We start from the raw sequence: 25064 nt of genomic DNA, 5'->3' as shown, positions 1-25064 counted from the left end.
GACCCCCTAAGCGGGGAAATCGGCGTCCAAATTTGACCCCTCCCTATGGTTGTAGACATCCTTTTCATTGAGCAGTCGATGGAGAGGCAAGCGGGATGATTTGCGTGGAAACTATTAGAAAAGTGCGTCGCTTACACCTGATCGAAAAAAAGAGCATCAAGGAAATTTGCCGTTCGCTCAATTTGAGCCGTGCAACGGTTCGAAAGATAATCCGATCGGGAGTGACGGAGTTCAAATATGAGCGCAAATCGCAGCCATACCCGGTGCTCGGGCCTTGGCGCGCGCGTCTGGATGAAACGCTTGAGGAGAACGAGGCGCTTCCGAAGAAACACCGCAAGCGGATGACCAAAATCTGGAAGGAACTCTCCGATGATGGTTTTGGCGGCGGGTATGACAGTGTTCGACGCTACACAAAGAATTGGCGCATTGCGCACGGCCGACAACAGGCGCAGGCGTTCATCCCGCTGATCTTTGATCCTGGGGAGGCGTACCAGTTCGACTGGAGTGTGGAGACGGTTTTGATGGACGGTGCACTCACGACCGTGAAGGTTGCCCATTTCAAACTTTGCCATAGCCGCATGCCATTCTCCATTGCCTATCCGCGCGAGACGCAGGAGATGGTCTTTGATGCCCACGACGAGGCCTTCAAATTCTTTGGTGGAGGCTGCATCAACGGGATCTACGATAACATGACGACCGCCGTCGATGCGATCCTGTCGGGCAAGGAAAGAAAGTTCAACAAGGCATTCTCCCGGATGTGTTCTCATCATCTGGTGAACCCGATCGCCTGTACGCGCGCGGCCGGTTGGGAGAAGGGTCAGGTTGAGAATCTGGTCAAGGAGAGCCGCGCCTATAGTTTTACACCGCGTCTGGAGGTGGCCGACTTCGATGAATTGAATGCCCGGCTGCAAAAAGACGCGATCAAACGCGCAAAAGAACTGCGGCATCCGGAAAACCTGGAGGTGACGGTCTGGGAGGAGTTCCAGCAGGAAAAGCCGCTGCTGACGCATCTGCAGAAGCCCTTCGTCGGGTTCCGTGAAAAGACGGTCGCCGTGAGCCGAACCTGCCTGATCAACTTCGAAAGAAACAAATACAGCGTTGAGGCAAGAGCTGTTGGACGTCAGGTCCAGTTGCAGGTCTACGCCACGCGGATTGTCCTGCGCCAAGACGGTGAGATTGTCGGAGAGCACGAACGGTGCTTCGGCCGAGGAAAAACGATCTTCAACCCTTGGCACTATGTGCCCGTCCTCAAGCGCAAGCCTGGCGCTCTGCGCAATGGAGCACCGTTCCGTGACTGGGACCTACCACCGGCAATGACGCAGATCTGGACCCATCTGCGGGGCACATCCGACGGAGACCGGCAACTTGCCGATATTCTTTTCGCTGCTTACCAGCACGACATTGATGTGGTCGAGGCTGCCTGCGAAGAAGCTCTAAAATCTGGCCTGCGCAAGGCCGATGCGATCCTGAACATTGTCTCTCGGCGCACCAATCCCCCGCCGCCAAAGGCGATTGAGCCGCCTGCCCACCTGCAGCTGAAAATGGCACCGATCGCGGATTGCGCTCGCTATGACAGGCTTGGAGGCTCCCATGCAACTGCGTAAGGAAATTCTCGAACTTGCCCGTCAACTGAAGTTGCCAGGCATCGTCAACTGCTTTGACGAAGTGATGCAGGCCGCAGCCAAAAACAACTGGCGGCCCCAACAGGTCGTGGCCGAACTCCTCACGGCCGAACTGGCCGAAAAGACTGCGCGCTCGATCCGGTATCAGATGGGTGCCGCAAAGTTCCCGGTCTGCAAGTCCTTACCTGAGTTCGACTTCACGGTCAGCCCCGTCAACGAGGAAGTCGTGCGCAATCTTCATGACGGCGATTTTATGGACTAGGCCAGGAATGGCGTGCTGGTCGGTGGAACCGGATCGGGCAAAACGCATCTCGCAACAGCGATCGGGGGCCACGCGGTCAATAACCGCCGGCGGGTCAGGTTCTTCAGCGCTGTGGATCTCGCGAACAAGCTGGAGGCTGAACATCGCGAAGGCAACGCCGGGCGGCTCAGCGAGCAGCTGATCCGCGTCGACCTCGTGATTATAGACGAACTCGGTTATCTGCCGTTCGCAGAGTCTGGTGGACGATTACTCTTCCATCTCATCAGCAAACTGTACGAGCGAACGTCTATTCTGCTAACAACCAACCTCGCATTTGCTGAATGGCCGAGTGTGTTCACAGATGCCAAAATGACCACTGCTCTCCTGGATCGACTGACACACCATTGCGATATCATCGAAACCGGGAACGAAAGCTGGCGAATTAACCACCGCGACTAACCTCGAAATCGGGGAATAAATTCAAAACAGACAGCAGGTCAAACCTTCAGTCGAGCTACGCTCTCTTTTCGGTTTGACCTGCTGTCCACCCCCTCCTGAATCAACCTAAACACGACCCCCTCAACGCCCCTCTTAGCTCCAAGGGGGGTCAAATTTGGACGCCGATGGGGGGTCATTATTCAATGCCGATTGACACAATGGCTTTGGTTGGATCGTTCGGTGCGCGAAAGAACACTTGATAAGATCCGAGAAATGGCCGCAGCCGTTGAAGATCACCTGGGAACACATCGATCAGAGGGTCTCGTCGCCGATCCGCCTCGGTTTTGGCGAGTTGGGTGGTGTGGCGCCGCAGTTCTGCATGATCTCCCAGCAAGATATGCTCGCCCACATCGAAGAACCGGCTAATGCGGCGCAAGTTGTTTGGCGAGGGCATGCTGCGGCCGTTGAGGTACTTGGCGAATTGCTGATGGTTGATGCCAATCTCTCTGCAAACAGCCGCCACTGACGGGTAATCCGCACAAAGGTGACGCAGGTTTGCAGCTAAATCCTGGTGCATAGGTGGTTGGCCCTTGCGTCGCATAAACTCGCTAAAGAAAGCATAATGTGGCGTCATTGTTAAGCTCAAATTGGTGCGTGATCTTCCGGGCAACAGAAGAATGCTCAGGGAAGGTCAAGCAATGGATAAGTTTCAATACGTGCGGCAGATGGAACAGCGTCTGCAATTGCGTCAGGTGGATCGCCGCCAGTTCATGCGAGGTGTTTTGGCAACCGGCATGACTGTCGGTGCAGCAACGCTTTTGGCGGATCGCGCTATTGCGGCCACGCCCAAAAAGGGCGGCAGCATGATTGCCGGGATTGGTCATGGCGGGACGACCGAGCAACTCAATCCGGGGCAGATATCAGCGGGTTTCCTGATTCCGTTGAGCCTGGGCATGAACGGTTTCCTGACTGCGATCGACGCGGACAGCAACGTGCAGCCGTCGCTTGCAAAATCATGGGAGGCCTCGCCGGACGCTTCGGTCTGGACCTTCGAGATACGCGGCGGGGTCGAGTTCCACAATGGTCGTACAGTGACAGTTGAGGACGTGATTGCCTCGATCAATTTTCACCGCGGAGAAGGGTCAACCTCGACTGGGGCGCCGCTGTTGGCCGGTGTGAAGGAACTGCGTACGGACGGGCCAAACACCGTCGTTTTCGAGCTTGAGGGCGGTAACGCAGATTTCCCGGCCATCCTCAGCGACTACCGTTTTGCTATTCTGCCGGCAGAGGGTGACAGCATTGACTGGCGATCCGGTATCGGTTGCGGAGCCTATCAGTTGAAGGATTTCCAGCCAGGGATTTCGGCGGATCTGGCCCGTCACGGGAACCACTGGAACCCTGATGTCGCGCATGTGGACGAATGGAAGCTTCTGGTGCTGCTGGATACGACCGCACGGATGGCGGCGCTGTCGGCGGGGTCCGTCGACATTGCCGACAAGGTTGATCCAAAGACGGCTAAGTTTGTCTCGCGTGATCCAAATGTTACGCTGCATTCAGTTGCCGGTACGCAGCACTACTCCTTCCCAATGCTGACCAATGCCGCGCCGTTTGACGACAACAATGTGCGTCAGGCGATCAAATGGGGCATCGATCGGCAAGAGTTGGTGGACAAGATTCTGCTGGGTTACGGCGAGGTCGGCAATGATCATCCAATCGGGTCCGGTCAGAAGTATTTCAATGCTGAGCTTGAACAAAAGACTTTCGATCCGGACAAAGCAAAATACTATCTGAAACAGGCTGGTCTGGAGTCGCTGAATGTCGAACTCTCGTCCTCTGACGCTGCTTTCCCTGGCGCGGTGGACGCAGCGACGCTGATTTCGAACTCGGCCGCGAAATGCGGGATCAACGTTTCTGTCAAACGAGAGCCTAACGATGGCTATTGGTCCGAGGTCTGGACGAAGAAACCTTGGTGCGCCAGCTATTGGGCCGGACGACCGGTCGAGGATCTTATGTTCTCATTGGCGTTCCAATCCGGTGTCGCTTGGAACGAATCTCTCTGGTCGCATGAGAAATTCGACAAGATTCTGGTTGAGGCCCGGGCTGAATTGGACACCGAAAAACGTCGCCAGATGTATGGTGAAATGCAGGATATCGTCGCCAATCAGGGTGGTGTCGCGATCCCGATGTTTGCTTCATATGTTTTTGCCACGCGCCCAAGCGTTGGCACGCCCGAAAAATTCGGCTCGAATCTGGATCTGGATGGAAGCAGCTATATGGAGCGTTGGTGGAAAGCCGAATAACTCTGGTGAAATATGATTGCATCGCCAAAGATCAGAGGATGGCTCTTGCAGCCGTCCTCTGACGTGTTGGGAACAAAGAATTTATGAAACTTTTCATTGCGACACTATCTACAGAGACGAACACGTTTTGCACGATGCCGACTGCGATGTCGGGTTTTGAGGACTATTTCCTTCGGCATGGTACGGCGACCCAAGAGCCTCCAAACCTTATGACGGAGGCGCTTCATCTGTGGCGCGAAAAGGCCGAAATTCTGGGCTGGCAGGTTGTCGAAAGCCTGACCGCCATAGCCGAACCCGCCGGGCCAACCACACGCAGCTGTTATGACGCGCTGAGCGGCGCGATTTTGTCTGATCTCGCAGAATGCGGCGATGCAGATATCATTCTGTTGCAACTTCACGGCGCGATGGTGGCCGAGCATATAGAGGATTGTGAAGGTGATATTCTGACCCGCGTCCGCAGAAAGTGCCCGGATGCAACGATCGGCGTTTCGCTGGACCTGCATTCTCATCTTACAAAGAAGATGCTGAACGCCAGCGATCTGATCGTGCATTTCAGAGAATACCCTCATGACGATGCAACAGCCTGCGCCGCCGAACTGTTTGATCTGGCAAAGCGGGCACATGCGGGTGAGATCACGCCAAAGATGGCGTTTTTTGATACCCGTATGATGAACCTATACCTGACCAAAGCTGGGGCGATGAAGGATTTTGTGGCCGAGATGGCCGCAGCTCAAACCAGACCCGGAGTGTTGTCGGTTTCATTGAGTCACGGTTTTCCCTGGGCAGATGTCGAAGATGTCGGCGCGCGGATGTTGGTAATAGCAGATGGCCAGGCACAACTGGCCGCGCAACTGGCCGAGGAGTTGGGGCGGCGCTTCTTTGAGTTGCGAAACGAAGTAACCACGCGGTATCTACCGATCTCCGAGGCGCTGGATCACATTGGTACACGGTCCGGTCTATACGTTCTGGCGGACATGGGTGACAATTCAGGCGGAGGAGCGCCGGGCGACGCCACCCATTTGCTGAAAGGCATGCTGGCGCGTGGAATGACAAATTTTGCCAGCGGTTTGTTCTGGGATCCCGGAGTAGTGCGGATTTGTCAGGATGCGGGCATTGGAAGCAGATTAATGCTTCGGCTTGGTGGAAAAACCGGTGTGGTTTCAGGGGACCCGATCGACCTGACTGCAAGAGTTATGAATATCGAGACGGGCTTGGGTCAGCATCTCGGCACTGGTCTTGAACCCATGGGCACCGTGGTCTGGCTCCGCCTGGATGGAGAAATCGACTTGTTGGTCAATGATCTTCGCGTTCAGGTTTACCATCCTGAAGCCTTCGAGAAGATCGGCATCCGGCTGGCCGAGAAATCGGTGGTGGCGGTGAAATCCTTGTTCCATTTCTATGGCCCATTCAGCCAAATTTCGGATCACATCCTGCAGGTTGCCAGCCCCGGAGGAACACAGCCTGCATTCCAAGACCTCCCGCTTACAAAACGAAAACTGCCGTTCTGGCCTGCCGTTGCGCAGCCATTTTTCGATGAAAGCCTTGTGGACGCCGGATAGCAGTTTCAAGCGACAGGTCTGACGGACGGAATCCAATCGCAAACATACTAAGCATCCGGTTCTATGGCGTGGGATTTGGTCCACGCCAGATAAAACCCGTTTCGGACTATTCATGTCCTTTCTACTAGCACCGCCTGTTCGGCTTGCTGAATCAAGCTTTGGCCGTTGAGGTGTCAACTTCTGCGGGGCGTGATCTCCGTGATGCTAGCACGAGGGGCTGAACTTACGATTAGAGGATATCTGACGTTCTTCATCCGGCCAGAATGCGCTGCGCTTTCAAGCGGGAACCATCTGGCAAAATGGCCCCGGCGTCGCTGAGGTTCTCACGTGGTTGGGCATCGCCGGTCAAACGATTCATTGAACGCTATTCCGAACCTGTTCCCTCGGGCTGCGTCGCATCGCTCCAATAGGAGCCTTCTTTCCTGTCGATATGGAGTTTCAGCACTTCTAAAGCTTGTGGAACGTCACCATCCCGGACGCACTGAAGCAACTCAATGTGCTCCCGATAGGATTTAGCCATGTGATCAGGGTGATGCCCCAACCGGCTGCGCAACGCTGCCATTTTCAATGCAATCGTTTGATAAGCGTCATTAAGAAACCGGTTGTCTGCGCAGTCGAAGAGGCATTGGTGAAATAGAGTATCCAGATAAAGGTATTCTGCATCATCCGCGGCCTCACGGGCCGCTGTCATCCGATTAACGCATTTTTCAAGCGCGGCATGAAGCGCCTGCGGGTTCGCCTGCATGGCCGAGGTCAAAGCGGTCGTTTCAAGGCAGACTCGTGCATCGCAAAGTTTTGCCAGTTCTTCGGGCTCCAGGTTGAACACGAATGAGCCTCTTTGCGGTTCGACGACCAGCAGGCCTTCCATCTCAAGCCGATTGATTGCCTCTCGCACCGGGGTGCGGCTGACCTCAAGATTTTTGGCGATTCGAGCTTCAGACAGTTGCTCACCCAGTTCGAACTCGCCTTTGATGATCCGCTCGCGCAGGTTTTCGGTCACCAATTCCGTCAATGATTTCGGTCTGTTGAATGGGCTCATGTCGCTCTCCTCAGTTCGACAGTAGCAGGCCTATATCTAGCATACAATGTGTTAGTATTGACAGATTGGCATACTGTATGCCAGTTTCGATTCTCACGAGGAGACGGCATCGGGAGGGGCGTCTTTGCAAACTCTGGAAACATGGATTGTTGCGTTGAACCGGGCGCTGGTGGCTTTGGCGCTGGCTACGGTCTTTGCAATTGTCTTCGCCAATGTGGTGGGGCGGTACGGTTTTGGTACCTCCCTGGCCTGGGTTGAAGAGGTCGCCAGACACCTGATGATCCTCGGCGCGTTTTGCGGTGCCGGTCTTGCCTTGCGCGAAGGACGCTTGGTCGCGATCACCACAATTCCGGATTTGCTGCCCGACGCTCTGGCCCGCTTGCTGCGCTGGGGCATCGTCTTCGTCATGTTTGCCTTTATGGCGACGATGCTGTTGCTGGGCGTCAAATTCGTTGAATTCGGCTGGAACAAGGAAACCATGTCCACCGGCATTTCGCGCGGCATCCCCTATCTCGCCATCCCGATCGGGTGCGCGTTGTTCCTGATCCAATTGACCTTTTTCGCAAAACGTTTCGTAAGCCAAGAGTTTGAACACGGTCCCAGCGCCAAGGGTGATGAGGTGGAGGTCTGAGCCGTGGCAAAAACCCTGATCATCCTGTTTTTCGCGACGTTGTTTCTGGGTGTTCCCGTAGCCTTCACGATGGGTATCGCCGGCCTGTCCGCGATTTTTATTGACGGATCATTGAACCCACTGGTCGCAACCCAACGCATGTTCGCCGGGATCGACAGTTTCCCGCTGATGGCGGTGCCTTTCTTTATTCTCGCGTCTGAGCTGATGACGGCCTGCGGGCTAACAAACGCTTTGTTGCGCTTTGCCAACGCTCTGGTTGGGCATGTGCGTGGTGGGCTAGGGCACGTGAACATCCTTGTGTCGATGCTGTTTGCGGGGATTAGCGGTTCTGCCCTGGCGGATGCTGCAGGGCCTTCTGCCATCGTCATGCGGATGATGCGTGAGGCCGGGTATGAGAAGAACTACGCCGGTGCCCTGTCCGCTGCGACGGCCACCATCGGCCCGATCATCCCGCCGTCCATTCTGGCTGTAATTTTTGCGATTTCGACCAATGGAGTTACAGTCGCCGGACTGTTTTTGGCTGGAATTGTGCCTGGGGTTATGCTGGGCGTTGCGCTGGCCATCGCGAACCATATCGTGTCCACTCGTAACGGCTACCGCGGGCGTGAACATCGCGCCACCATGGTTGAGTTGCGCAGTGCAACCCTGGCGGCCATTCCGGCCCTGATCATGCCAGCAATCATTCTGGGCGGTATCCTTTTCGGTGTGTTCACACCCACCGAGGCGGGCGCGGTGGCCTCAGCCTACGCTCTGTTCCTTGGTTTCATCCTGCGCGCCTTCACGGTCCGCGCTCTGTACGCCGCTTTTGTGCGGGCTGCGGTGGTGACGTCCTCGGTCTTCCTGATCGTGGCGATGGCGTCGATCTTTGCCTGGCTACTGACTTACCTGCAAATTCCACAGGAATTGGCCAAGCTGATCACCCAGATCACCGACAACCGTCTGGGCATTCTGTTCATTCTGGCGGCTTTTGCCCTGATCTGCGGCTTCTTTATCGACACGCTGCCCGCGCTGATCATCCTGACTCCGATCCTAGGTCCCATTGCCTATTCCGCGGGGATCGACCCGCTGCAATTCGGGATGATGTTGGTGCTGAACCTGACTATCGGGATGATCACCCCTCCGGTTGGTCCGGTGCTGTTCGTGATCGCCACGGTCGGACAATTGAAAATCGAACGCCTGTCAAAAGCGGTTCTGCCGCTGCTGCTGGCTGAACTCGTAGTGCTTCTTCTGGTCATTCTTGTGCCAGGCGTCAGCACCTTCATCCCCAACTTCTTTGGATTTGCGAACTGACATGAAAGGGAGGAACCTCATGAAAACCATGTCGAAACTGATGACGGCAACAGCTGTTGTTGCAATGACCGCCGCCAGTGCGGCCTCGGCTAAAGAGCTGAAATACGCACATTTTCAAGCCGCTGACCTGAGCTCGCCCAAACACGCTGCCGCGCTGGCGTTTGAGGCCTGCGTCGAGGGCAAAACCTCGGGTTCGATTGATGTTCAGATCTTCCCTGCATCGCAGCTGGGAGGCGGGTCCGAGATCATGGAAGGGCTGCAGCTAGGCACCGTTCAGATGGCGGCGATCCATGACGGCCCGATCTCGGCTGTTTACAAACCGTTCTCGGTTCTGGCGATGCCCTATCTGTTCGACGATCAGGCGATGGCCTGGGCGGTGATGGACGGTGAATTCGGTGACACGCTGGCCGAAGACATGCGGGCCAAAACCGGCATCCATAGCTTTGGCGTGGCCGACAACGGGGTGCGCAATTTCACCAACAACGTGAAGCCCGTGGCCGAACCTGCCGATATGGAAGGCCTGAAAATGCGCGTAATGACCGCGCCGGTCTGGGTGACTCTGGTCGAAAGCCTCGGCGCATCGGCGACTCCCGTTCCGTGGCCGGAACTTCCCGGTGCACTGCAGCAGGGCGTTGTGGACGGTCAGGAAAACGGCGTGACGAATATCGTCAACGCGTCGCTCTACCAGCACCAGAAGTACGTCTCGCTGGATGGCCATGTGTTCAGCTGGCACGCCTATCTGATGTCGGACATGTTCTTCGAAAGCCTGACGGATGACGAGAAGAAAGCCGTCGAACAATGCGTCGAGATCTCGAAAACGATCCACCGTGGCATGACCGCCGCGCAGGACGCGAATGCGACCGCGATCCTGTCGGAAAAAGGCATGGAAGTGGTCCCTGTCAGCCCCGAGCAGAAGGCACTGTTCCGCGAAGCCACGCAGCCTGCGGTGCGTGAATACATCGTGGGTGAGATCGGCGAGGAGTGGCCCGACCGCCTCGACGCCGCCGTCGAAGCCTATAAGGCCCAATAACCCATGCCGAGAGACCGCCACATAACCCGCCAAACCATCGCTATTCTTGAACCCGGCTATGCCGCCTATGACGCCGAGGCTTCGGTGTTGGCTGAGCAGGATGTTCAGATCGCGCCGGTTGCGCCGGAAACCGAGGCGGTCCCGGCCCTGCAGGCGTTGGATCCGGTCGCCATCCTTGTGCGGGAACGCATTGTGGATGCGGCCGTGATCGATGCCTGCCCGAACCTGAAAGTCGTCGTCCGCTATGGGGTGGGCGTCGATAATATCGACCTGAACTACGCGCAATCGCGCGGCATCTATGTTGCGAATGTGCCAGACTATGGTGCGGAAACCGAAGTCAGCGAACATGCGCTGGCGTTGTATTTGGCCGTGCAGCGGCGCATTCCGTCCCGAGATGCCGAAGTGCGGCAGGGTCAATGGGGAGTAGGGCAGGCGGCGTTGATCCCCAGCCGCGAAAACGCCACCCTTGGCCTGATTGGCTGCGGAAAGATCGGCCTGCAAGCTGCACGGAAGTTCCGGGCCCTGGGGTTCGCTTCGGTTCTGGTTTTCGACCCCTACCTTAGCGACGACGCAGCCCAAGCGGCGGATGTGCAAAAGGTGGATTTGATCAACCTCTGCAAGGCGTCCGACGTCATCAGTCTGCATGCTCCTCTCACGCCCGAAACGCGGCATATTCTGAACGCCGAGCGTATCGCGCAAATGAAGCCAACCTCGATCGTGATCAACGTTTCGCGCGGCGGTTTGGTGGACGAAGCGGCATTGGCTCAGGCCCTGCACCAAGGTCGCATTTTCGGGGCAGGTATCGACGTGTTCGAACAGGAACCAGTCGATCCAGCCAACCCCCTTTTGCACAGCCCCAACACGATCGTTTCGGATCATGCTGCCTGGTACTCTGAACGCTCGGTTGCGGTGCTGCAGCGATGTGCTGCGCGTGAAGTCGCGAGAGTTCTTGGGGACGAGCAACCCGATCACTGGGTGAACAAATGGTAGATTTCGTCAGCACTTTGAGATCTGCGCAAATTGTCCCGGTGATCCGCCACAGAGACCCCGAAATCGCATTGAAGGCCTGTGACCTGCTGGCTGAGGCCGGAATCCGCGCATTGGAGATCACTACCACGGTTCCTGCTGCTGCTCTGATCTCCGAACTGCGCCAACGCCATCCTGACATTTGCACAGGCGCCGGAACTGTTCTTGACGCTGATCAGGCTGACACCGTGTTGGCAGCCGGTGCCGAATTTGTTGTCTCTCCGTGCTGGAGCGATGCTGCCGCACGCGAAGCCGGTGCTGCGAAAGTGCCCTATCTGCCTGGTGCAATGACCCCGGGCGAGGTTCACCATCATGCGGAAATCGGTGCTGCGGAGATCAAGATTTTTCCGGCCGATGCTGCCGGAGGGCCCGGCTTCCTGAAGGCCGTCAAATCCGTGTTTCCCAATCTCGCCCTGATGCCGACTGGCGGCGTGTCTCCTGACACTGCGCAAACCTATCTGAACGCCGGTGCGCTTTGCGTCGGCATGGGTGGAAATCTGCTGCCTGCCCAGGCGCTCGAGGCCGGTCACATCGACTTGGCTCGCTCACAAATCAACGCGTCTCTCACAGCCGCATCTTTTCAATCTTCCCAACGTAAGAGGATACTCTCATGAACACCCAAGAACTCGTTGCCGGGTTTCGCGACGTGGCCACCGCATCAGTCGCGGATGCCGTGGACAAGGTGTCCGGCAAGACCGGATTTCTGCCCGCCTCGATCAAACCGCGCATCAATGAAAGGAAGATCGTCGGTCCAGCCGTAACAATTCTGGAAGGACCAACTGACGAATTCCTGCCGCCGCAACACGCGCTGGACGCCATCGACGAATCCGAGGCCGGTTCGGTCATCGTGATCTCGACCAATGGCACTACCGATGTGGCGCTGTGGGGTGGTCTGATGACCGCCGGAGCCGTTGCCAACAAACACGAAGGTGCCGTTCTGGACGGTGGTGTGCGTGATCTGGTCGAGATCAAGCGCGACTATGACTTCCCGGTCTATTCCCGCTGCGTTAACCCGGGCACCACTCTGGGCCGCGTTCGTACGCTGGCTTCCAATGTAGAAGTCGACATGGGCGGTGTGATTGTACACCCCGGCGACATCATCGTTGCAGATATCGACGGTGCGGTTGTGGTCCCCCGTGAACACGCCGAAGCGATCTTGGACATGGCATGCGAGATTGATGAACGCGAAGCCGAACAGGCACGTCTGATCATCGAAAGCGGCTCGCTGCGCGAAGGTCTGGCGAAATACGGCCGTATCTAAAACAACAAACCGTCCCGCAGGTCGCTCGCAACAACCTGCGGGACACCAAAACTCAGCAAGGGAGGAATAATGCTGAAACGAATGCTCAACACGGTGGCCCTTACCGCCGTCCTGGCTACCCCGGCGCTCGCGAACGGGCTCGAGGTGGTCGCGGAATGGAACAGTCTGCCCTATGCCGTCAAGGACGAGGCGACAAAATCCGCTTGGGAAGGGAGCGAGATTTACGGCAAAGCGTTGGTTCAAGGCGCCAAGGTCGACAGCCAGAGCAACATCTATGTGTCCACCGCGCGTTGGGGTGGGGCCGAGATCCCCTCAACCGTCTCCAAGCTGGTCAAGAACGGCGACACTTGGGAACTCGAGGCGTTTCCGTCTGAAGACATGAACAGCATGTCGAACCCTGATGGCCTGAAGGCAGTGCTAGGTTTTGAGATCGACCGCAATGACGTGATGTGGATTCTCGATCAAGGCCACGTGGCTGGCCCTCCATTCGAGGATGGCGACGCCAAGCTGGTTCTGTGGGATCTGAAAGAGAACAAGGAAATTCAGCGCTATGTCTTCACGGCGGAAGAAGCGGATCGTCAGTGTTCTTTCCTGAACGATTTGGCTGTCGATAACGACACCGGCTTTGCCTATATCGCCGACAGCGGCATCTTCTGTGACCCGCTGCATGGTGGTTTGATTGTCTATGACAGCAACACCAACTCGGTGCGCCGCATTCTGGACCAGCACCGGTTCACCAATGATGAGCCGAATTTCTTCTTCAACATCGACGACCGACCTGTACTTAAGAATAGCGGCATGCGCACTGGTGCCGATGGTATCGCGTTGTCAGGCGACAAGGAAACGCTCTACTGGACCAACCTGACGGGCAATCACCTGTATAGCCTCCCGACCGAAGTGCTGCGGGACTTCGAGAGCAATGAGACAGTAATCGAAAACACGGTTGAGGTTGCCGCAGTGCTGCCTTCCAACACCGATGGGATGACGGCGGACAACGAAGGCAACATCTATATGACCGCGCTGTCGCTGGACGGGATCATGAAGTTCGATGAATCCACCCGTCAGGTCAGCCGTTTCGTCCACCACCCGGAAATGAACTGGCCGGACACGCTGGCCTGGGGTCCGGATGGCGAGATGTATGTGGTCTCGAACCACCTGCATATCTGGGTCGATGGTGACATGAACTTTGAAGACCCCAAAATCCCAAACTTCCGTATCTGGAAGATTCCGGGTGTCGGCCAAAGCTATACGACCGAATAACCCTCCCAACCTCTTTGGTCAGCCCACCGGGGCTGACCCTTTTTGGCAAAGATGAGATGACCATGACCCCCGATATTTTGTGCCTTGGCGAACCGATGCTGGAGTTCAACCAGCAGCCTGACGGGAACTACCTGCCAGGACATGGCGGTGACACCTCAAACTGCGCAATCGCCGCCGCGCGGCAGGGTGCGTCCGTTGGCTACGTGACGCATGTCGGCGCTGATACGTTCGGCAATTCCTTCATGGACCTGTGGAAGGCCGAGGGGATCGACACCTCGACCGTGCGTCAGGTCGCGGATGCTCATACCGGGGTCTATTTTGTGACGCATGGCGCGAACGGGCATGAGTTCAGTTACTTCCGCGCAGGCTCGGCCAGTAGCCGGATGGAGCCAGATGATCTGCCAATGGCGGCGTTGAAATCGGCGAAGATATTGCACGTTTCGGGGATCAGTCAGGCGATTTCGGATGTTGCCGCCGATACCGTGTTTCGGGCCATTCAGATTGTAAAGGACGGCGGAGGCCTCGTGTCCTACGACACCAATCTGCGCCTAAAGCTCTGGCCGATCGAACGCGCCCGTGCTGTGACGCACGCAGCCATGTCAAAATGCGATATTGCCCTTCCTGGTTTGGATGATGCCGAGCAACTGACAGGCCTGTCCGATCCCGATGACATCGCAGATTTTTACCTAAACCACGGGGCAAAAATTGTCGCCCTGACGTTGGGGGCCGAAGGGACCCTGGTTGCGACACCAGACAAGCGCGAACGTGTCAAAGGCCGTCGGGTCGAAGCGGTGGATGCCACGGCCGCAGGCGACACATTTGACGGTGCCTTCCTGTCTCGTATTGTTGCGGGCGATGATCCGTTTCAGGCCGCACGATATGCCAACGCCGCTGCTGCGCTTTCGACCCAAGGGTATGGAGCGGTTGCCCCGATGCCTCGTAGAGATGCGGTCGAGGCGTTTCTCGCGGAAGGAGACTGATCCATGAAACACGCCGTTGTCATTGGCGGCACCCGCGGCATAGGCGCCGGTATCGCAGGGGAACTTCGCCGTAAGGGATGGCGCATCACCGCGACCGGTGTCGGAGCTGAAGAGGTTGCGGAATATGCCGCGCAGTATCCTGACGACGTCTGTGCGCAGTTGGATGTGCGGGATACTCAGGCTGTAACCGCGTTCTTCGGTGAGATTGAAAAACTCGACGGGCTGGTCAATTGCGCAGGTATTCTGGCGCGCGGCGCGGAGTATGAGATCGACGTTTTTGAGACAGTGATCGATATCAACCTGACCGGTACCATGCGCTGCTGTCTGGCCGCGCAACCCTTGTTGGCCGAGTCAGGTGGCGCCATCGTGAACACCGCGTCGATGCTCAGTTACTTTGGTGGGCCGCTTGTTCCTGCTTATTCTGCCAGCAAGGGTGGGGTGGCGCAGTTGACCAAGGCCTTGGCCGGGAAATGGGCGGAGGATGGCGTGCGCGTCAATGCAGTTGCACCCGGATGGATCGAAACCGAAATGACCGAGGCTCTGCGCGCCGATCCGGCCCGCAACCAACCTATTCTGGGTCGGACGCCGCTGGACCGTTGGGGCAAACCATCCGAGGTTGGCGCACTGGCCACGTGGTTGCTGTCGGATGAGGCTGCTTTTGTGACCGGTGCCGTCTACCCTGTGGATGGCGGCTATTCTGCAATGTGAGGAGGGCAACTGATGCCAGTACAAGGAAACGACGACGATCCCAGGATGCCTTATCAGCTGCCCTTCCCCAAGGATGCTCAGGAGGAGATCGTCATCCCTGAAGCCGTCGCCAAAGACGAGAGGATCTGGGTGCCGCAAACCGAAAACGTCTCGTTCCGACCGCTCTGCTTGAACCGGTCTCAGGGGTACTGGATGAACCTGCTACGAGTGCGGAAATCCGGGGTTCTGTCGAGGCATCGGCATCCGCAGCCCGTTCATGGTTTTGTTCTGAAAGGCCGCTGGCATTATCTGGAACATGACTGGGTCGCGGAGGAAGGCGGCTATGTGTTCGAACCGCCGGGCGAAACCCACACTCTGATTGTACCCGATGATGTCGACGAAATGATCACCTATTTCCAGGTCAACGGCGTGATGCTTTATGTCGACCCATGGGGCAAAACCATGGGTTACGAGGACGTCTTCACTAAAATCGACATGTGCCGTAAGCACTATGAGGAAGTTGGTTTAGGAGCGGACTATGTCGAGCAATTCATCAGGTAGACCGCTGAAACTGGCCCTGGTTGCCCATGACGCCAAGAAAGACCTCATGGTCGAATGGGCCCAGTCCCATGCTGACGTCCTAAGTCAGGCGGAGTTGTTCGCCACCGGAACCACCGGTGGCCGCCTCAGGGCCGCGTTGCCTGAGCTTAATGTCACCGCGCTGCACAGCGGGCCACTAGGCGGCGACCAGCAGCTTGGGGCGATGATCTGCGAGGGCCGGCTGGACGGTCTGTTCTTTTTTATCGACCCAATGTCGCCGATGCCGCACGACGTGGATGTCAAAGCCCTGAGCAGGCTAGCAATCGTTTATGATTTGCCCTTCGCAAGCAGCCCAAGCACAGCGGATTTCGTTCTGAAAGGGCTGACCGGACTAAATTAGTTTTGGAACCTTTGGATGATGCTAGGTTCTGTCCGACCCGTAAGGTCAGGATGCATTAATTTTCGTTGCGCTGCAGGATTCACGGCTTGGAATTCGGAGCGGTGGCATTAGCGGTTTTTCTGACTAAGCGACAAGCAGATGGCGTAACGCCCCTCTTTTTCTCCAGCGCTAGCGCGGCAGGCTACGGTCTGTAGAAAAGCGTGCAATTTTGACCCCCTAAGCGGGGAAATCGGCGTCCAAATTTGACCCCTCCCTATGGTTGTAGACATCCTTTTCATTGAGCAGTCGATGGAGAGGCAAGCGGGATGATTTGCGTGGAAACTATTAGAAAAGTGCGTCGCTTACACCTGATCGAAAAAAAGAGCATCAAGGAAATTTGCCGTTCGCTCAATTTGAGCCGTGCAACGGTTCGAAAGATAATCCGATCGGGAGTGACGGAGTTCAAATATGAGCGCAAATCGCAGCCATACCCGGTGCTCGGGCCTTGGCGCGCGCGTCTGGATGAAACGCTTGAGGAGAACGAGGCGCTTCCGAAGAAACACCGCAAGCGGATGACCAAAATCTGGAAGGAACTCTCCGATGATGGTTTTGGCGGCGGGTATGACAGTGTTCGACGCTACACAAAGAATTGGCGCATTGCGCACGGCCGACAACAGGCGCAGGCGTTCATCCCGCTGATCTTTGATCCTGGGGAGGCGTACCAGTTCGACTGGAGTGTGGAGACGGTTTTGATGGACGGTGCACTCACGACCGTGAAGGTTGCCCATTTCAAACTTTGCCATAGCCGCATGCCATTCTCCATTGCCTATCCGCGCGAGACGCAGGAGATGGTCTTTGATGCCCACGACGAGGCCTTCAAATTCTTTGGTGGAGGCTGCATCAACGGGATCTACGATAACATGACGACCGCCGTCGATGCGATCCTGTCGGGCAAGGAAAGAAAGTTCAACAAGGCATTCTCCCGGATGTGTTCTCATCATCTGGTGAACCCGATCGCCTGTACGCGCGCGGCCGGTTGGGAGAAGGGTCAGGTTGAGAATCTGGTCAAGGAGAGCCGCGCCTATAGTTTTACACCGCGTCTGGAGGTGGCCGACTTCGATGAATTGAATGCCCGGCTGCAAAAAGACGCGATCAAACGCGCAAAAGAACTGCGGCATCCGGAAAACCTGGAGGTGACGGTCTGGGAGGAGTTCCAGCAGGAAAAGCCGCTGCTGACGCATCTGCAGAAGCCCTTCGTCGGGTTCCGTGAAAAGACGGTCGCCGTGAGCCGAACCTGCCTGATCAACTTCGAAAGAAACAAATACAGCGTTGAGGCAAGAGCTGTTGGACGTCAGGTCCAGTTGCAGGTCTACGCCACGCGGATTGTCCTGCGCCAAGACGGTGAGATTGTCGGAGAGCACGAACGGTGCTTCGGCCGAGGAAAAACGATCTTCAACCCTTGGCACTATGTGCCCGTCCTCAAGCGCAAGCCTGGCGCTCTGCGCAATGGAGCACCGTTCCGTGACTGGGACCTACCACCGGCAATGACGCAGATCTGGACCCCTGACTTCCGACCTTTTTGTTGATCTGACTGGGTTTTTGGTTTGTTTTCAGGTGTGGTTGCTCAGAGGCGCGTTGTAGTGCCCCATTATTATAAAAAGTATTGACATGGGCCTTCAGATGGCTAACCTCTTCGCCCATGTTCATCCGCACCAAACATGACGCAAAGCTCAACCGCACACGGATCCAGATCGTTGAATCCGTCCGCACCGGCTCCAAGGTACGCCAGAAGATCCTGCGCCATGTGGGTGTGGCCCATAACGACAGCGAGATTGAGGATATCAAGCGTCTGGCGGGCCGCTTGATGGAGCAATTACGCATTGATCGCTCGCCGCAAATGGAACTGTTCACGCCCACGGAATATGCCGATCTGCAGGCGCTGGTGCGCCGCGCTCCGCGGCCGGACAAGCTTGGCGTTGATCTTGCCGAGTGCCGTGAGGAGGCGCGGGTCTCTCTGGGTCTGCGGGATGTCATGGGGACGATGTATGACCAACTGGGTTGGGGGGCCCTTCTGGGGGCGGCGCGTAAAAGTGCCAATCGCATTGTGAAAGAGCTGGTTATGGCGCGGATCGCACAGCCCGAGAGCAAGCGCGCGACCGTGGAGGCGTTGGAGAACCAGGCAGGCATCACGCTCAATCTGGACGTGGTCTATCGGAGCATGGATTACATCAATACGCCGGTGATAGACGGGATTTGCAAAACCTCTCACGCGGCGGCAGAGAAGTTGCTGGGCGGGCCAGTGACCGTGCTGTTCTACGATTGCACGACCCTGGCCTTTGACACCGAGCGCGAGGACCCGGCCGAGGATGCGGACGGGGTCGAGCAGGATCATCTTCTGGCCAAGGGCTTCAGCAAGGATGGCAAGCATCACCGCGCTCAGGTCATGCTGGCGCTGATCGTCACCTCCGATGGGCTGCCTGTGGGCTATGAACTCTTCCCGGGAAACACCTGGGAAGGTCATACGCTGGAAGCTGCGCTGAAGGCGTTGGAGGGACGCTTCGACGTGGCCAGGGTCACGTTCGTGGCCGATGCCGCCATGCTCAGCAAGGACAACCAGCAGATGTTGCAGAACAAGGGTCTGCCCTACATCCTCGGCTATCGCATGAAGTCCGCCCCGGCCGCCGTGAAGGCGAACATTTTGAGCCCGGAGGGACGCCAGCCTTGGGCTGGACACGGTTCTGAAGAGGCAACCGAGAAGGGCTGGTACAAGGTGATCGACCAGGAGGGAGCGCGGGTCATTGTGACCTGGTCACCCACCCGGGCACGCAATGATGCCCACAAGCGCGACAAGGCAATCGAAAAGCTGCACAAGAAGCTCAAGCGCTCTCGCAAACCCGGCAGCTTCAGCAGCCGGGGATATGGCCGCTTCCTGGCCTTCCCCGACAGCGGGGACGTCACGCTGGATGATGCAAAGATCAAGGCAGCGGCACAATGGGACGGGCTGCATGCCATTGTTGTTCATGGTGCGGACGAACTGGAGGCACAGGACGTCATTGCCCGCTATCACCAGTTGTGGGAGATCGAAGCCTGCTTCCGCACCAACAAGCACGATCTGAAAATCCGGCCCATCTATCACTGGTCGCCGCGTCGGGTCCGGGCCCATATCGCCATCTGCTACATGGCCTTCTGCTGCCTGCAGCACCTGCGCAAGCATCTGGACCTGCTCGGACACCCGATGAGCCCGGCTCGTATCCGCAACGAGTTGAACGCATTGCAGCTCTCGATCCTGCGCCACAAAGGCACCCCTGACCGCTACGGCATGCCAAGCCATGCCACGGTCGATGCCAGACGCATCCTCACCTGCGTCGGCCTGACCTGGAACGAAGCCCCTTTCAAGATACCCCCCGGGCGCACCCGAAAAACTGGCCAGACCAAAGCCTGAGCTCCCTCAACACTCCGAAACAATCGCTGGCGAAAAAAGTCCGTGTAGTGCCTTTTGGCAACCAAGGCATAATAATATCAATGACTTATACGAAAAAATGTCGGAAGTCAGGAAATACAGCGTTGAGGCAAGAGCTGTTGGACGTCAGGTCCAGTTGCAGGTCTACGCCACGCGGATTGTCCTGCGCCAAGACGGTGAGATTGTCGGAGAGCACGAACGGTGCTTCGGCCGAGGAAAAACGATCTTCAACCCTTGGCACTATGTGCCCGTCCTCAAGCGCAAGCCTGGCGCTCTGCGCAATGGAGCACCGTTCCGTGACTGGGACCTACCACCGGCAATGACGCAGATCTGGACCCATCTGCGGGGCACATCCGACGGAGACCGGCAACTTGCCGATATTCTTTTCGCTGCTTACCAGCACGACATTGATGTGGTCGAGGCTGCCTGCGAAGAAGCTCTAAAATCTGGCCTGCGCAAGGCCGATGCGATCCTGAACATTGTCTCTCGGCGCACCAATCCCCCGCCGCCAAAGGCGATTGAGCCGCCTGCCCACCTGCAGCTGAAAATGGCACCGATCGCGGATTGCGCTCGCTATGACAGGCTTGGAGGCTCCCATGCAACTGCGTAAGGAAATTCTCGAACTTGCCCGTCAACTGAAGTTGCCAGGCATCGTCAACTGCTTTGACGAAGTGATGCAGGCCGCAGCCAAAAACAACTGGCGGCCCCAACAGGTCGTGGCCGAACTCCTCACGGCCGAACTGGCCGAAAAGACTGCGCGCTCGATCCGGTATCAGATGGGTGCCGCAAAGTTCCCGGTCTGCAAGTCCTTACCTGAGTTCGACTTCACGGTCAGCCCCGTCAACGAGGAAGTCGTGCGCAATCTTCATGACGGCGATTTTATGGACCAGGCCAGGAATGGCGTGCTGGTCGGTGGAACCGGATCGGGCAAAACGCATCTCGCAACAGCGATCGGGGGCCACGCGGTCAATAACCGCCGGCGGGTCAGGTTCTTCAGCGCTGTGGATCTCGCGAACAAGCTGGAGGCTGAACATCGCGAAGGCAACGCCGGGCGGCTCAGCGAGCAGCTGATCCGCGTCGACCTCGTGATTATAGACGAACTCGGTTATCTGCCGTTCGCAGAGTCTGGTGGACGATTACTCTTCCATCTCATCAGCAAACTGTACGAGCGAACGTCTATTCTGCTAACAACCAACCTCGCATTTGCTGAATGGCCGAGTGTGTTCACAGATGCCAAAATGACCACTGCTCTCCTGGATCGACTGACACACCATTGCGATATCATCGAAACCGGGAACGAAAGCTGGCGAATTAACCACCGCGACTAACCTCGAAATCGGGGAATAAATTCAAAACAGACAGCAGGTCAAACCTTCAGTCGAGCTACGCTCTCTTTTCGGTTTGACCTGCTGTCCACCCCCTCCTGAATCAACCTAAACACGACCCCCTCAACGCCCCTCTTAGCTCCAAGGGGGGTCAAATTTGGACGCCGATGGGGGGTCATTATTCAATGCCGATTGACACTACGGTCATCTATTGGTTATGAATCCTGACTCCAGAAAAAGTGTTTCCCAGATCGATTTCCGTCGAACGGCTCATTTCAGTGAATGAGTCTACAACGAAGCGCCCCAAGGGTTCATGTGCTGTTTTCTGGGTCCAAACCATTTCGCTTTCCCATTTCGGCAAATCCAATGGCGTTGGAAAGACGTCACAACCAGCGCGCCGTGCAACCGGAGTCAACGACGTTGGCACAGTTGCAATCAAGTCGGATTGAGCGACGATATCGGGTAGCAGAGCAAATTGAGCACAGGTCAAAACCACTTGCCGAGCTTTTCCAAGCTTCTTTAGTGCCTTATCTACAAAGCCGATTTTGTCATTGTTCAGTGTCATCAATGCATGGCGAGCCTCTAGGAACGACTCAAGTGTCAAACCATCTCGGGTCAAAGGGTGATCGCGGCGGGCGATACATACAAAACTGTCCGGCATAATCGTCCGTCGATGAAACCGCGCAGGAAGATGTCCAAATGTACCAATGGCCAACGTCACTGTTTCGGCATCCAATTGATCAATCAGAGTCATCTTGTTCATCGGTACGAAGATCAGGCTAAGATTTGGTGCGTGTTTTGAAAAGTAAGTGACCATCGCGGGAGCCAAACGCAGAATTGCCAAGTCCGAAGCCGCAACGGTGATTTGGCCTTGGGCATGTTTGGGATCAAACTCGGTTTGCTCCAGCATTTCTGAAACGATCGTCAGCGCGCCTTGCACTTTTGGCGCCAATTCTTCCGCGCGGCTGGTTGGTACCATTCCGCCCGGCCCCCTTTGAAAGAGTGGATCTTCGAACCTGGCGCGAAGCCGGTTCAGCGCGTTACTCATGGAGGGTTGGGCAAGGCCTATAGACGCCCCAGCGCGGCCGACATGTCGTTCTCGGTACATCGCATCGAAGGCTTTGAGGAGGTTGAGGTCGAGAGAATTTATATTCATTGGGTGAATTTATTGCATTCTATTTATCCATTTCAACAACTTCGTGCTGCGCATTAGATATCCGATCAGAAACAACAAACGCTCAGATTGCGGCGGGTCGAAAACTCCAAGGGGCACAATGGTCGCCTGGAGTATCCAACACCGGAGTTGGGCCTGGAAGAGTGATCCTCAACCAGCCAAACCAACACAGAGCTGCGATCCGGAGCGAATGCCACTGAAGGAAAGAGGAGTTGAACTGTGACAAACGTTTTTGAAACCGCGCTAAAAGGCAAACATGTCGTCATCGTTGGCGGCGGTAGCGGTATGGGCAAGGCAACAGCTGAACTTGCAGCCATTTTGGGCGCCAAGGTTACAATCTCAAGCCGCAACCAAGAGAAACTGACGGCCGTTGCGTCTGAAATCGAAGGCGACATTTCGGTGGCTTCCGTTGACACCACTGACGAAGCAGCTGTCAAAGCATGGGCCGCCAGCCTTGGCGAGGTCGATCATCTCGTCATCTCGGCGTCCAGCGCTGCGCACGGCGCGTTTGATGAACTACCGACTGACGACCTGCGGGGTATGATTGAGGCCAAATTCATTGGCCCCTACGTGACCGCTCGCGAGGTTCTGCCGTATCTGGCCGACGGCGCATCGATCACGCTGTTTTCCGGCGTGCTGAGCCGCCGCCCATCGGCCGGCGCCACCGGTCTGGGTGCGGTGAACGCGGCTGTTGAGGCTTTGACCATGGGGCTCGCGCAAGAACTGGCGGGTAAGGCCCGCGTCAACTGCGTCAGTCCCGGGATGGTTGCGACTGAAGCCTATGCAGACATGCCAGAAGAGGCCCGTGAAGGCATGTATGCACAGGTTGGAGGATCGCTCCCTGTTGGCCGCGTCGGCAGAGCCAGCGAAATCGCTCAAGCTGTCATCATGGCAATGACCAACGGTTTCCTGACAGGTTCTGTGCTGGATATCGATGGCGGGCATCTGATCAAGGCCTGACAGTTTTTGCGGGGGTGCTGGCTGCCCCCCTCTTCCTGTTCGGCTCTTGCGGAGCTTCACATGTAAAGTTACCCGTGTTTGGATTAAATTGATTTGCGCGAGCCGGTCATCTCTACCAGAAAGCCCGCCACTATGGACGATCTTGCCGATCAGCTTGGGGCTGTTGACAATTCGTCCGGCGCACCCGGTGAACGCGGCACTTTTTGATACCTCCGAGGCTTGGATTGGATCTGCAGCAGCCCCCCATGTTCAGTTGGCCGATCTACCCGAGCCGGGCTTTGACAAAACTGGTCGTACGCGCCTTTCGGTATGGCGAGGCGTCATTACCATCTGAAAAAAGATGCGGTTGATAACGCGGCCAACTCTCAGATGTTGGGGCGCCTCATACCCTTTCACCGATGAATAGATGCTGACGTATAGGATCGTTTGATCGCTCGTGCCATGTTGGTCCACCACTGGCGTCACTGGATTGCTCTGTGGGTTTTCCTGTCACTCGTCCACAACACGAAACTCGCCGGAAGGCGCGTCAGTAGGTGGCTCTGTGAACTCGTTGGAAATCAGACCCCGGCGGATGAGTTCTCGAATGGCGGCCGCTCTGGAAGGTAATCTGTTCTCGAACCGCCAATCATCAATGGCTTTAAGCTCCTCGAGGTCGAGCATCAGTTGCAGTTTTTCCGTGCGCTTTGGTGGTCGATTTTGATCAGACACTGGTATGACCTCAGTAGCTTACGTCAGTTACTCCAAGTATGTATGGCATTGGGCCTGCGTGTCTACAGCAATGTTGGCATGTTGGGCTGGATACCCAGGATCATGAAGCGCCGCATGATGCGTCGGATGCCTATAATAAGTATATGTTTTCATTTGATTAAATATTTTTCGCTCTTAGGTTTTACTCCGCAAGCAACGAAACGGAGTGAAAATGATACAGCAAGTTTTGAAGTCTGAAGTTCAGGAAGAAACCAACGACACAGGTATCGACAAGAACGCCTGGATCGCCAACGCGGTGACGGAAGTGCTGGCCGATACCATGGTTCTGATGGTGAAAACGCAAGGCATACATTGGAACGTCGTAGGCCCACTCTTCCTGCCGATCCATGAACTGACAGAGCGTCAGTATCGCGACCTGTTCGAAGCCGCGGATGATCTGGCCGAGCGTGCGCGCGCTCTGGGTCAGGTGGCCCCGATTTCGTTCACGGACATGGTTAGCCAAGCCAAGTTGACCGAAGAAGAAACAGTCAAAAACGCAGAGGGTATGATCAACCAGTTGGTTGCGGACCACGAAGCGATTGCCCGGAACCTGCGTGAGACTGCCGCGACCGCTGCCCGTTATGGCGATGGGGCTACAGAGGATTTGATGAACGCTAGGATGGCGAAGCATGAGGAAGCGGTCTGGATGCTCAAGGCAATTGTTGCGGCCTAATTGGCAGCTCCCATTGATATGAACCTAAGTTTGAGACGAAAGGAAAATTTGATGACACGCGTTGGGTACGAGAAAAAGGCGCAGCTGCAACTGGATAGCTGGAATGCTCAAATTGATGTTCTCGAAGCCAAGCTGAAACTGGCCGAAGCGGACGCCGAACTCGAGCTCGAGGAGCAGCTCAGTAAGCTCTGCAAGGCAAGGTCTGACGCAGAGGCTCAACTGAATGACTTGAAGTCGACCAGCGACGAGGCCTGGGAAGACGTCCAAGAGGGCTACGAGGCTGCATGGGGCGATATGCAGAGTGCTTTGAAAGAAGCGGCGGACCGGTTCGCACAAAGCTGAGTTTGTGAACAATGCTCGTGTCGTGAATGGGGACCGGAATGCAAACACCTAGAGAATTAGTGAGGTACTTTCGCGGGTTCCTAACCATCCATGCTGCCAT

At 56.4% G+C, this 25064-nt stretch carries 26 protein-coding genes and 1 pseudogene; 22 read left to right on the top strand and 5 right to left on the bottom strand.

The window, feature by feature from the left end:
• Positions 1–95 precede the first annotated feature (95 nt).
• Both istA (ACOERD_RS09390) and istB (ACOERD_RS09385) read left to right on the top strand, forming a co-directional pair.
• Positions 96–1604, top strand: a complete 1509-nt coding sequence (gene istA / locus ACOERD_RS09390) for an IS21 family transposase (protein ID WP_419737605.1) — start codon at positions 96–98, stop codon at positions 1602–1604.
• A pseudogene (gene istB, locus ACOERD_RS09385) lies at positions 1591–2322 on the top strand (IS21-like element helper ATPase IstB). Before istA (ACOERD_RS09390) ends, istB (ACOERD_RS09385) begins: the two are co-directional and overlap by 14 nt.
• A gap of 175 nt (positions 2323–2497) precedes the next feature.
• On the opposite strand, the gene ACOERD_RS09380 reads toward istB (ACOERD_RS09385), so the two are convergent.
• Positions 2498–2935: a helix-turn-helix domain-containing protein gene (locus tag ACOERD_RS09380; protein WP_419738839.1), complete on the bottom strand. Its 438-nt coding sequence runs from the start codon at positions 2933–2935 to the stop codon at positions 2498–2500.
• 64 nt (positions 2936–2999) lie between these two features.
• Here ACOERD_RS09380 and ACOERD_RS09375 point away from each other — a divergent pair, with 64 nt between their 5' ends.
• Positions 3000–4601: an ABC transporter substrate-binding protein gene (locus ACOERD_RS09375; RefSeq protein WP_419738838.1), complete on the top strand. Its 1602-nt coding sequence runs from the start codon at positions 3000–3002 to the stop codon at positions 4599–4601.
• Between the two features lie 83 nt (positions 4602–4684).
• Positions 4685–6160 carry a M81 family metallopeptidase gene (locus tag ACOERD_RS09370; RefSeq protein ID WP_419738837.1) on the top strand — a complete coding sequence of 492 codons (1476 nt, stop codon included), beginning with the start codon at positions 4685–4687 and terminating at the stop codon, positions 6158–6160.
• Between the two features lie 364 nt (positions 6161–6524).
• Here the strand turns inward: ACOERD_RS09370 and ACOERD_RS09365 are convergent, their stop codons facing one another.
• Positions 6525–7199: a GntR family transcriptional regulator gene (locus ACOERD_RS09365; protein ID WP_419738836.1), complete on the bottom strand. Its 675-nt coding sequence runs from the start codon at positions 7197–7199 to the stop codon at positions 6525–6527.
• 154 nt (positions 7200–7353) lie between these two features.
• Here ACOERD_RS09365 and ACOERD_RS09360 point away from each other — a divergent pair, with 154 nt between their 5' ends.
• The 12 genes from ACOERD_RS09360 (at position 7354) to istA (ACOERD_RS09305) (ending at position 17869) form a co-directional block, all read left to right on the top strand.
• A complete protein-coding gene (locus tag ACOERD_RS09360; RefSeq protein ID WP_419738835.1) occupies positions 7354–7830 on the top strand; it encodes a TRAP transporter small permease in 477 nt (158 codons plus the stop codon).
• Positions 7831–7833: 3 nt separating this feature from the next.
• Complete coding sequence (locus ACOERD_RS09355; RefSeq protein WP_170644261.1) at positions 7834–9120, top strand: TRAP transporter large permease; 1287 nt, start codon at positions 7834–7836, stop codon at positions 9118–9120.
• Between the two features lie 19 nt (positions 9121–9139).
• Complete coding sequence (locus ACOERD_RS09350; protein ID WP_419738834.1) at positions 9140–10150, top strand: DctP family TRAP transporter solute-binding subunit; 1011 nt, start codon at positions 9140–9142, stop codon at positions 10148–10150.
• A 3-nt stretch (positions 10151–10153) separates the two neighbouring features.
• A complete protein-coding gene (locus ACOERD_RS09345; RefSeq protein ID WP_419738833.1) occupies positions 10154–11140 on the top strand; it encodes a C-terminal binding protein in 987 nt (328 codons plus the stop codon).
• Positions 11134–11790 (top strand): bifunctional 4-hydroxy-2-oxoglutarate aldolase/2-dehydro-3-deoxy-phosphogluconate aldolase, encoded by a 657-nt coding sequence (locus ACOERD_RS09340; RefSeq protein ID WP_419738832.1) that lies wholly within the window; start codon positions 11134–11136, stop codon positions 11788–11790. Before ACOERD_RS09345 ends, ACOERD_RS09340 begins: the two co-directional genes overlap by 7 nt.
• Entirely contained in the window at positions 11787–12437 is a 651-nt protein-coding gene (locus tag ACOERD_RS09335; RefSeq protein WP_419738831.1) for an RraA family protein, read from the top strand. The genes ACOERD_RS09340 and ACOERD_RS09335 overlap by 4 nt, the downstream gene beginning before the upstream one ends.
• Before the next feature lie 69 nt (positions 12438–12506).
• Positions 12507–13697: an L-dopachrome tautomerase-related protein gene (locus ACOERD_RS09330; RefSeq protein ID WP_419738830.1), complete on the top strand. Its 1191-nt coding sequence runs from the start codon at positions 12507–12509 to the stop codon at positions 13695–13697.
• Between the two features lie 62 nt (positions 13698–13759).
• On the top strand, positions 13760–14677 hold the full coding sequence (locus ACOERD_RS09325) for a sugar kinase (protein WP_419738829.1): 918 nt from the start codon (positions 13760–13762) through the stop codon (positions 14675–14677).
• A gap of 3 nt (positions 14678–14680) precedes the next feature.
• Positions 14681–15385 carry an SDR family NAD(P)-dependent oxidoreductase gene (locus ACOERD_RS09320; RefSeq protein ID WP_419738828.1) on the top strand — a complete coding sequence of 235 codons (705 nt, stop codon included), beginning with the start codon at positions 14681–14683 and terminating at the stop codon, positions 15383–15385.
• Between the two features lie 12 nt (positions 15386–15397).
• Positions 15398–15925: a 2,4'-dihydroxyacetophenone dioxygenase family protein gene (locus ACOERD_RS09315; RefSeq protein WP_170722850.1), complete on the top strand. Its 528-nt coding sequence runs from the start codon at positions 15398–15400 to the stop codon at positions 15923–15925.
• Entirely contained in the window at positions 15903–16304 is a 402-nt protein-coding gene (locus ACOERD_RS09310) for a methylglyoxal synthase (RefSeq protein WP_419738827.1), read from the top strand. The genes ACOERD_RS09315 and ACOERD_RS09310 overlap by 23 nt, the downstream gene beginning before the upstream one ends.
• Before the next feature lie 305 nt (positions 16305–16609).
• Positions 16610–17869: an IS21 family transposase gene (gene istA, locus ACOERD_RS09305; protein WP_419738826.1), complete on the top strand. Its 1260-nt coding sequence runs from the start codon at positions 16610–16612 to the stop codon at positions 17867–17869.
• Here istA (ACOERD_RS09305) and ACOERD_RS09300 read toward each other — a convergent pair.
• On the bottom strand, positions 17763–17990 hold the full coding sequence (locus ACOERD_RS09300; protein ID WP_419738825.1) for a hypothetical protein: 228 nt from the start codon (positions 17988–17990) through the stop codon (positions 17763–17765). The genes istA (ACOERD_RS09305) and ACOERD_RS09300 overlap by 107 nt on opposite strands.
• Here ACOERD_RS09300 and ACOERD_RS09295 point away from each other — a divergent pair.
• The 3 genes from ACOERD_RS09295 (at position 17983) to istB (ACOERD_RS09285) (ending at position 21071) form a co-directional block, all read left to right on the top strand.
• Positions 17983–19725, top strand: coding sequence for an IS1634 family transposase (locus ACOERD_RS09295; RefSeq protein WP_419737624.1), 1743 nt, complete (start codon positions 17983–17985; stop codon positions 19723–19725). The two genes, ACOERD_RS09300 and ACOERD_RS09295, sit on opposite strands and share 8 nt — an antisense overlap.
• A gap of 97 nt (positions 19726–19822) precedes the next feature.
• Positions 19823–20353, top strand: coding sequence for a Mu transposase domain-containing protein (locus ACOERD_RS09290; protein ID WP_419738824.1), 531 nt, complete (start codon positions 19823–19825; stop codon positions 20351–20353).
• Complete coding sequence (istB, locus tag ACOERD_RS09285; protein ID WP_419737606.1) at positions 20340–21071, top strand: IS21-like element helper ATPase IstB; 732 nt, start codon at positions 20340–20342, stop codon at positions 21069–21071. The genes ACOERD_RS09290 and istB (ACOERD_RS09285) overlap by 14 nt, the downstream gene beginning before the upstream one ends.
• A 205-nt stretch (positions 21072–21276) precedes the next feature.
• On the opposite strand, the gene ACOERD_RS09280 is transcribed toward istB (ACOERD_RS09285), so the two are convergent.
• Positions 21277–22224, bottom strand: a complete 948-nt coding sequence (locus tag ACOERD_RS09280; RefSeq protein ID WP_419738823.1) for a LysR family transcriptional regulator — start codon at positions 22222–22224, stop codon at positions 21277–21279.
• A gap of 237 nt (positions 22225–22461) precedes the next feature.
• Here ACOERD_RS09280 and ACOERD_RS09275 point away from each other — a divergent pair, with 237 nt between their 5' ends.
• Positions 22462–23202 carry an SDR family oxidoreductase gene (locus ACOERD_RS09275; protein ID WP_419738822.1) on the top strand — a complete coding sequence of 247 codons (741 nt, stop codon included), beginning with the start codon at positions 22462–22464 and terminating at the stop codon, positions 23200–23202.
• A gap of 489 nt (positions 23203–23691) precedes the next feature.
• Here the strand turns inward: ACOERD_RS09275 and ACOERD_RS09270 are convergent, their stop codons facing one another.
• Complete coding sequence (locus ACOERD_RS09270; protein WP_419738821.1) at positions 23692–23910, bottom strand: hypothetical protein; 219 nt, start codon at positions 23908–23910, stop codon at positions 23692–23694.
• A gap of 211 nt (positions 23911–24121) precedes the next feature.
• On the opposite strand from ACOERD_RS09270, the gene ACOERD_RS09265 reads away from it, so the two are divergent.
• Positions 24122–24622 (top strand): Dps family protein, encoded by a 501-nt coding sequence (locus tag ACOERD_RS09265; protein WP_419738820.1) that lies wholly within the window; start codon positions 24122–24124, stop codon positions 24620–24622.
• A gap of 51 nt (positions 24623–24673) precedes the next feature.
• Entirely contained in the window at positions 24674–24964 is a 291-nt protein-coding gene (locus ACOERD_RS09260; protein ID WP_419738819.1) for a coiled coil domain-containing protein, read from the top strand.
• Positions 24965–25064 lie beyond the last annotated feature (100 nt).

Source organism: Ruegeria sp. (assembly GCF_965199275.1).
In the GTDB taxonomy this organism is placed as follows: Bacteria; Pseudomonadota; Alphaproteobacteria; order Rhodobacterales; family Rhodobacteraceae; genus Ruegeria.
Note: the sequence above shows the minus strand (reverse complement) of the source record. Positions and strands in the feature narration are given on the sequence as shown.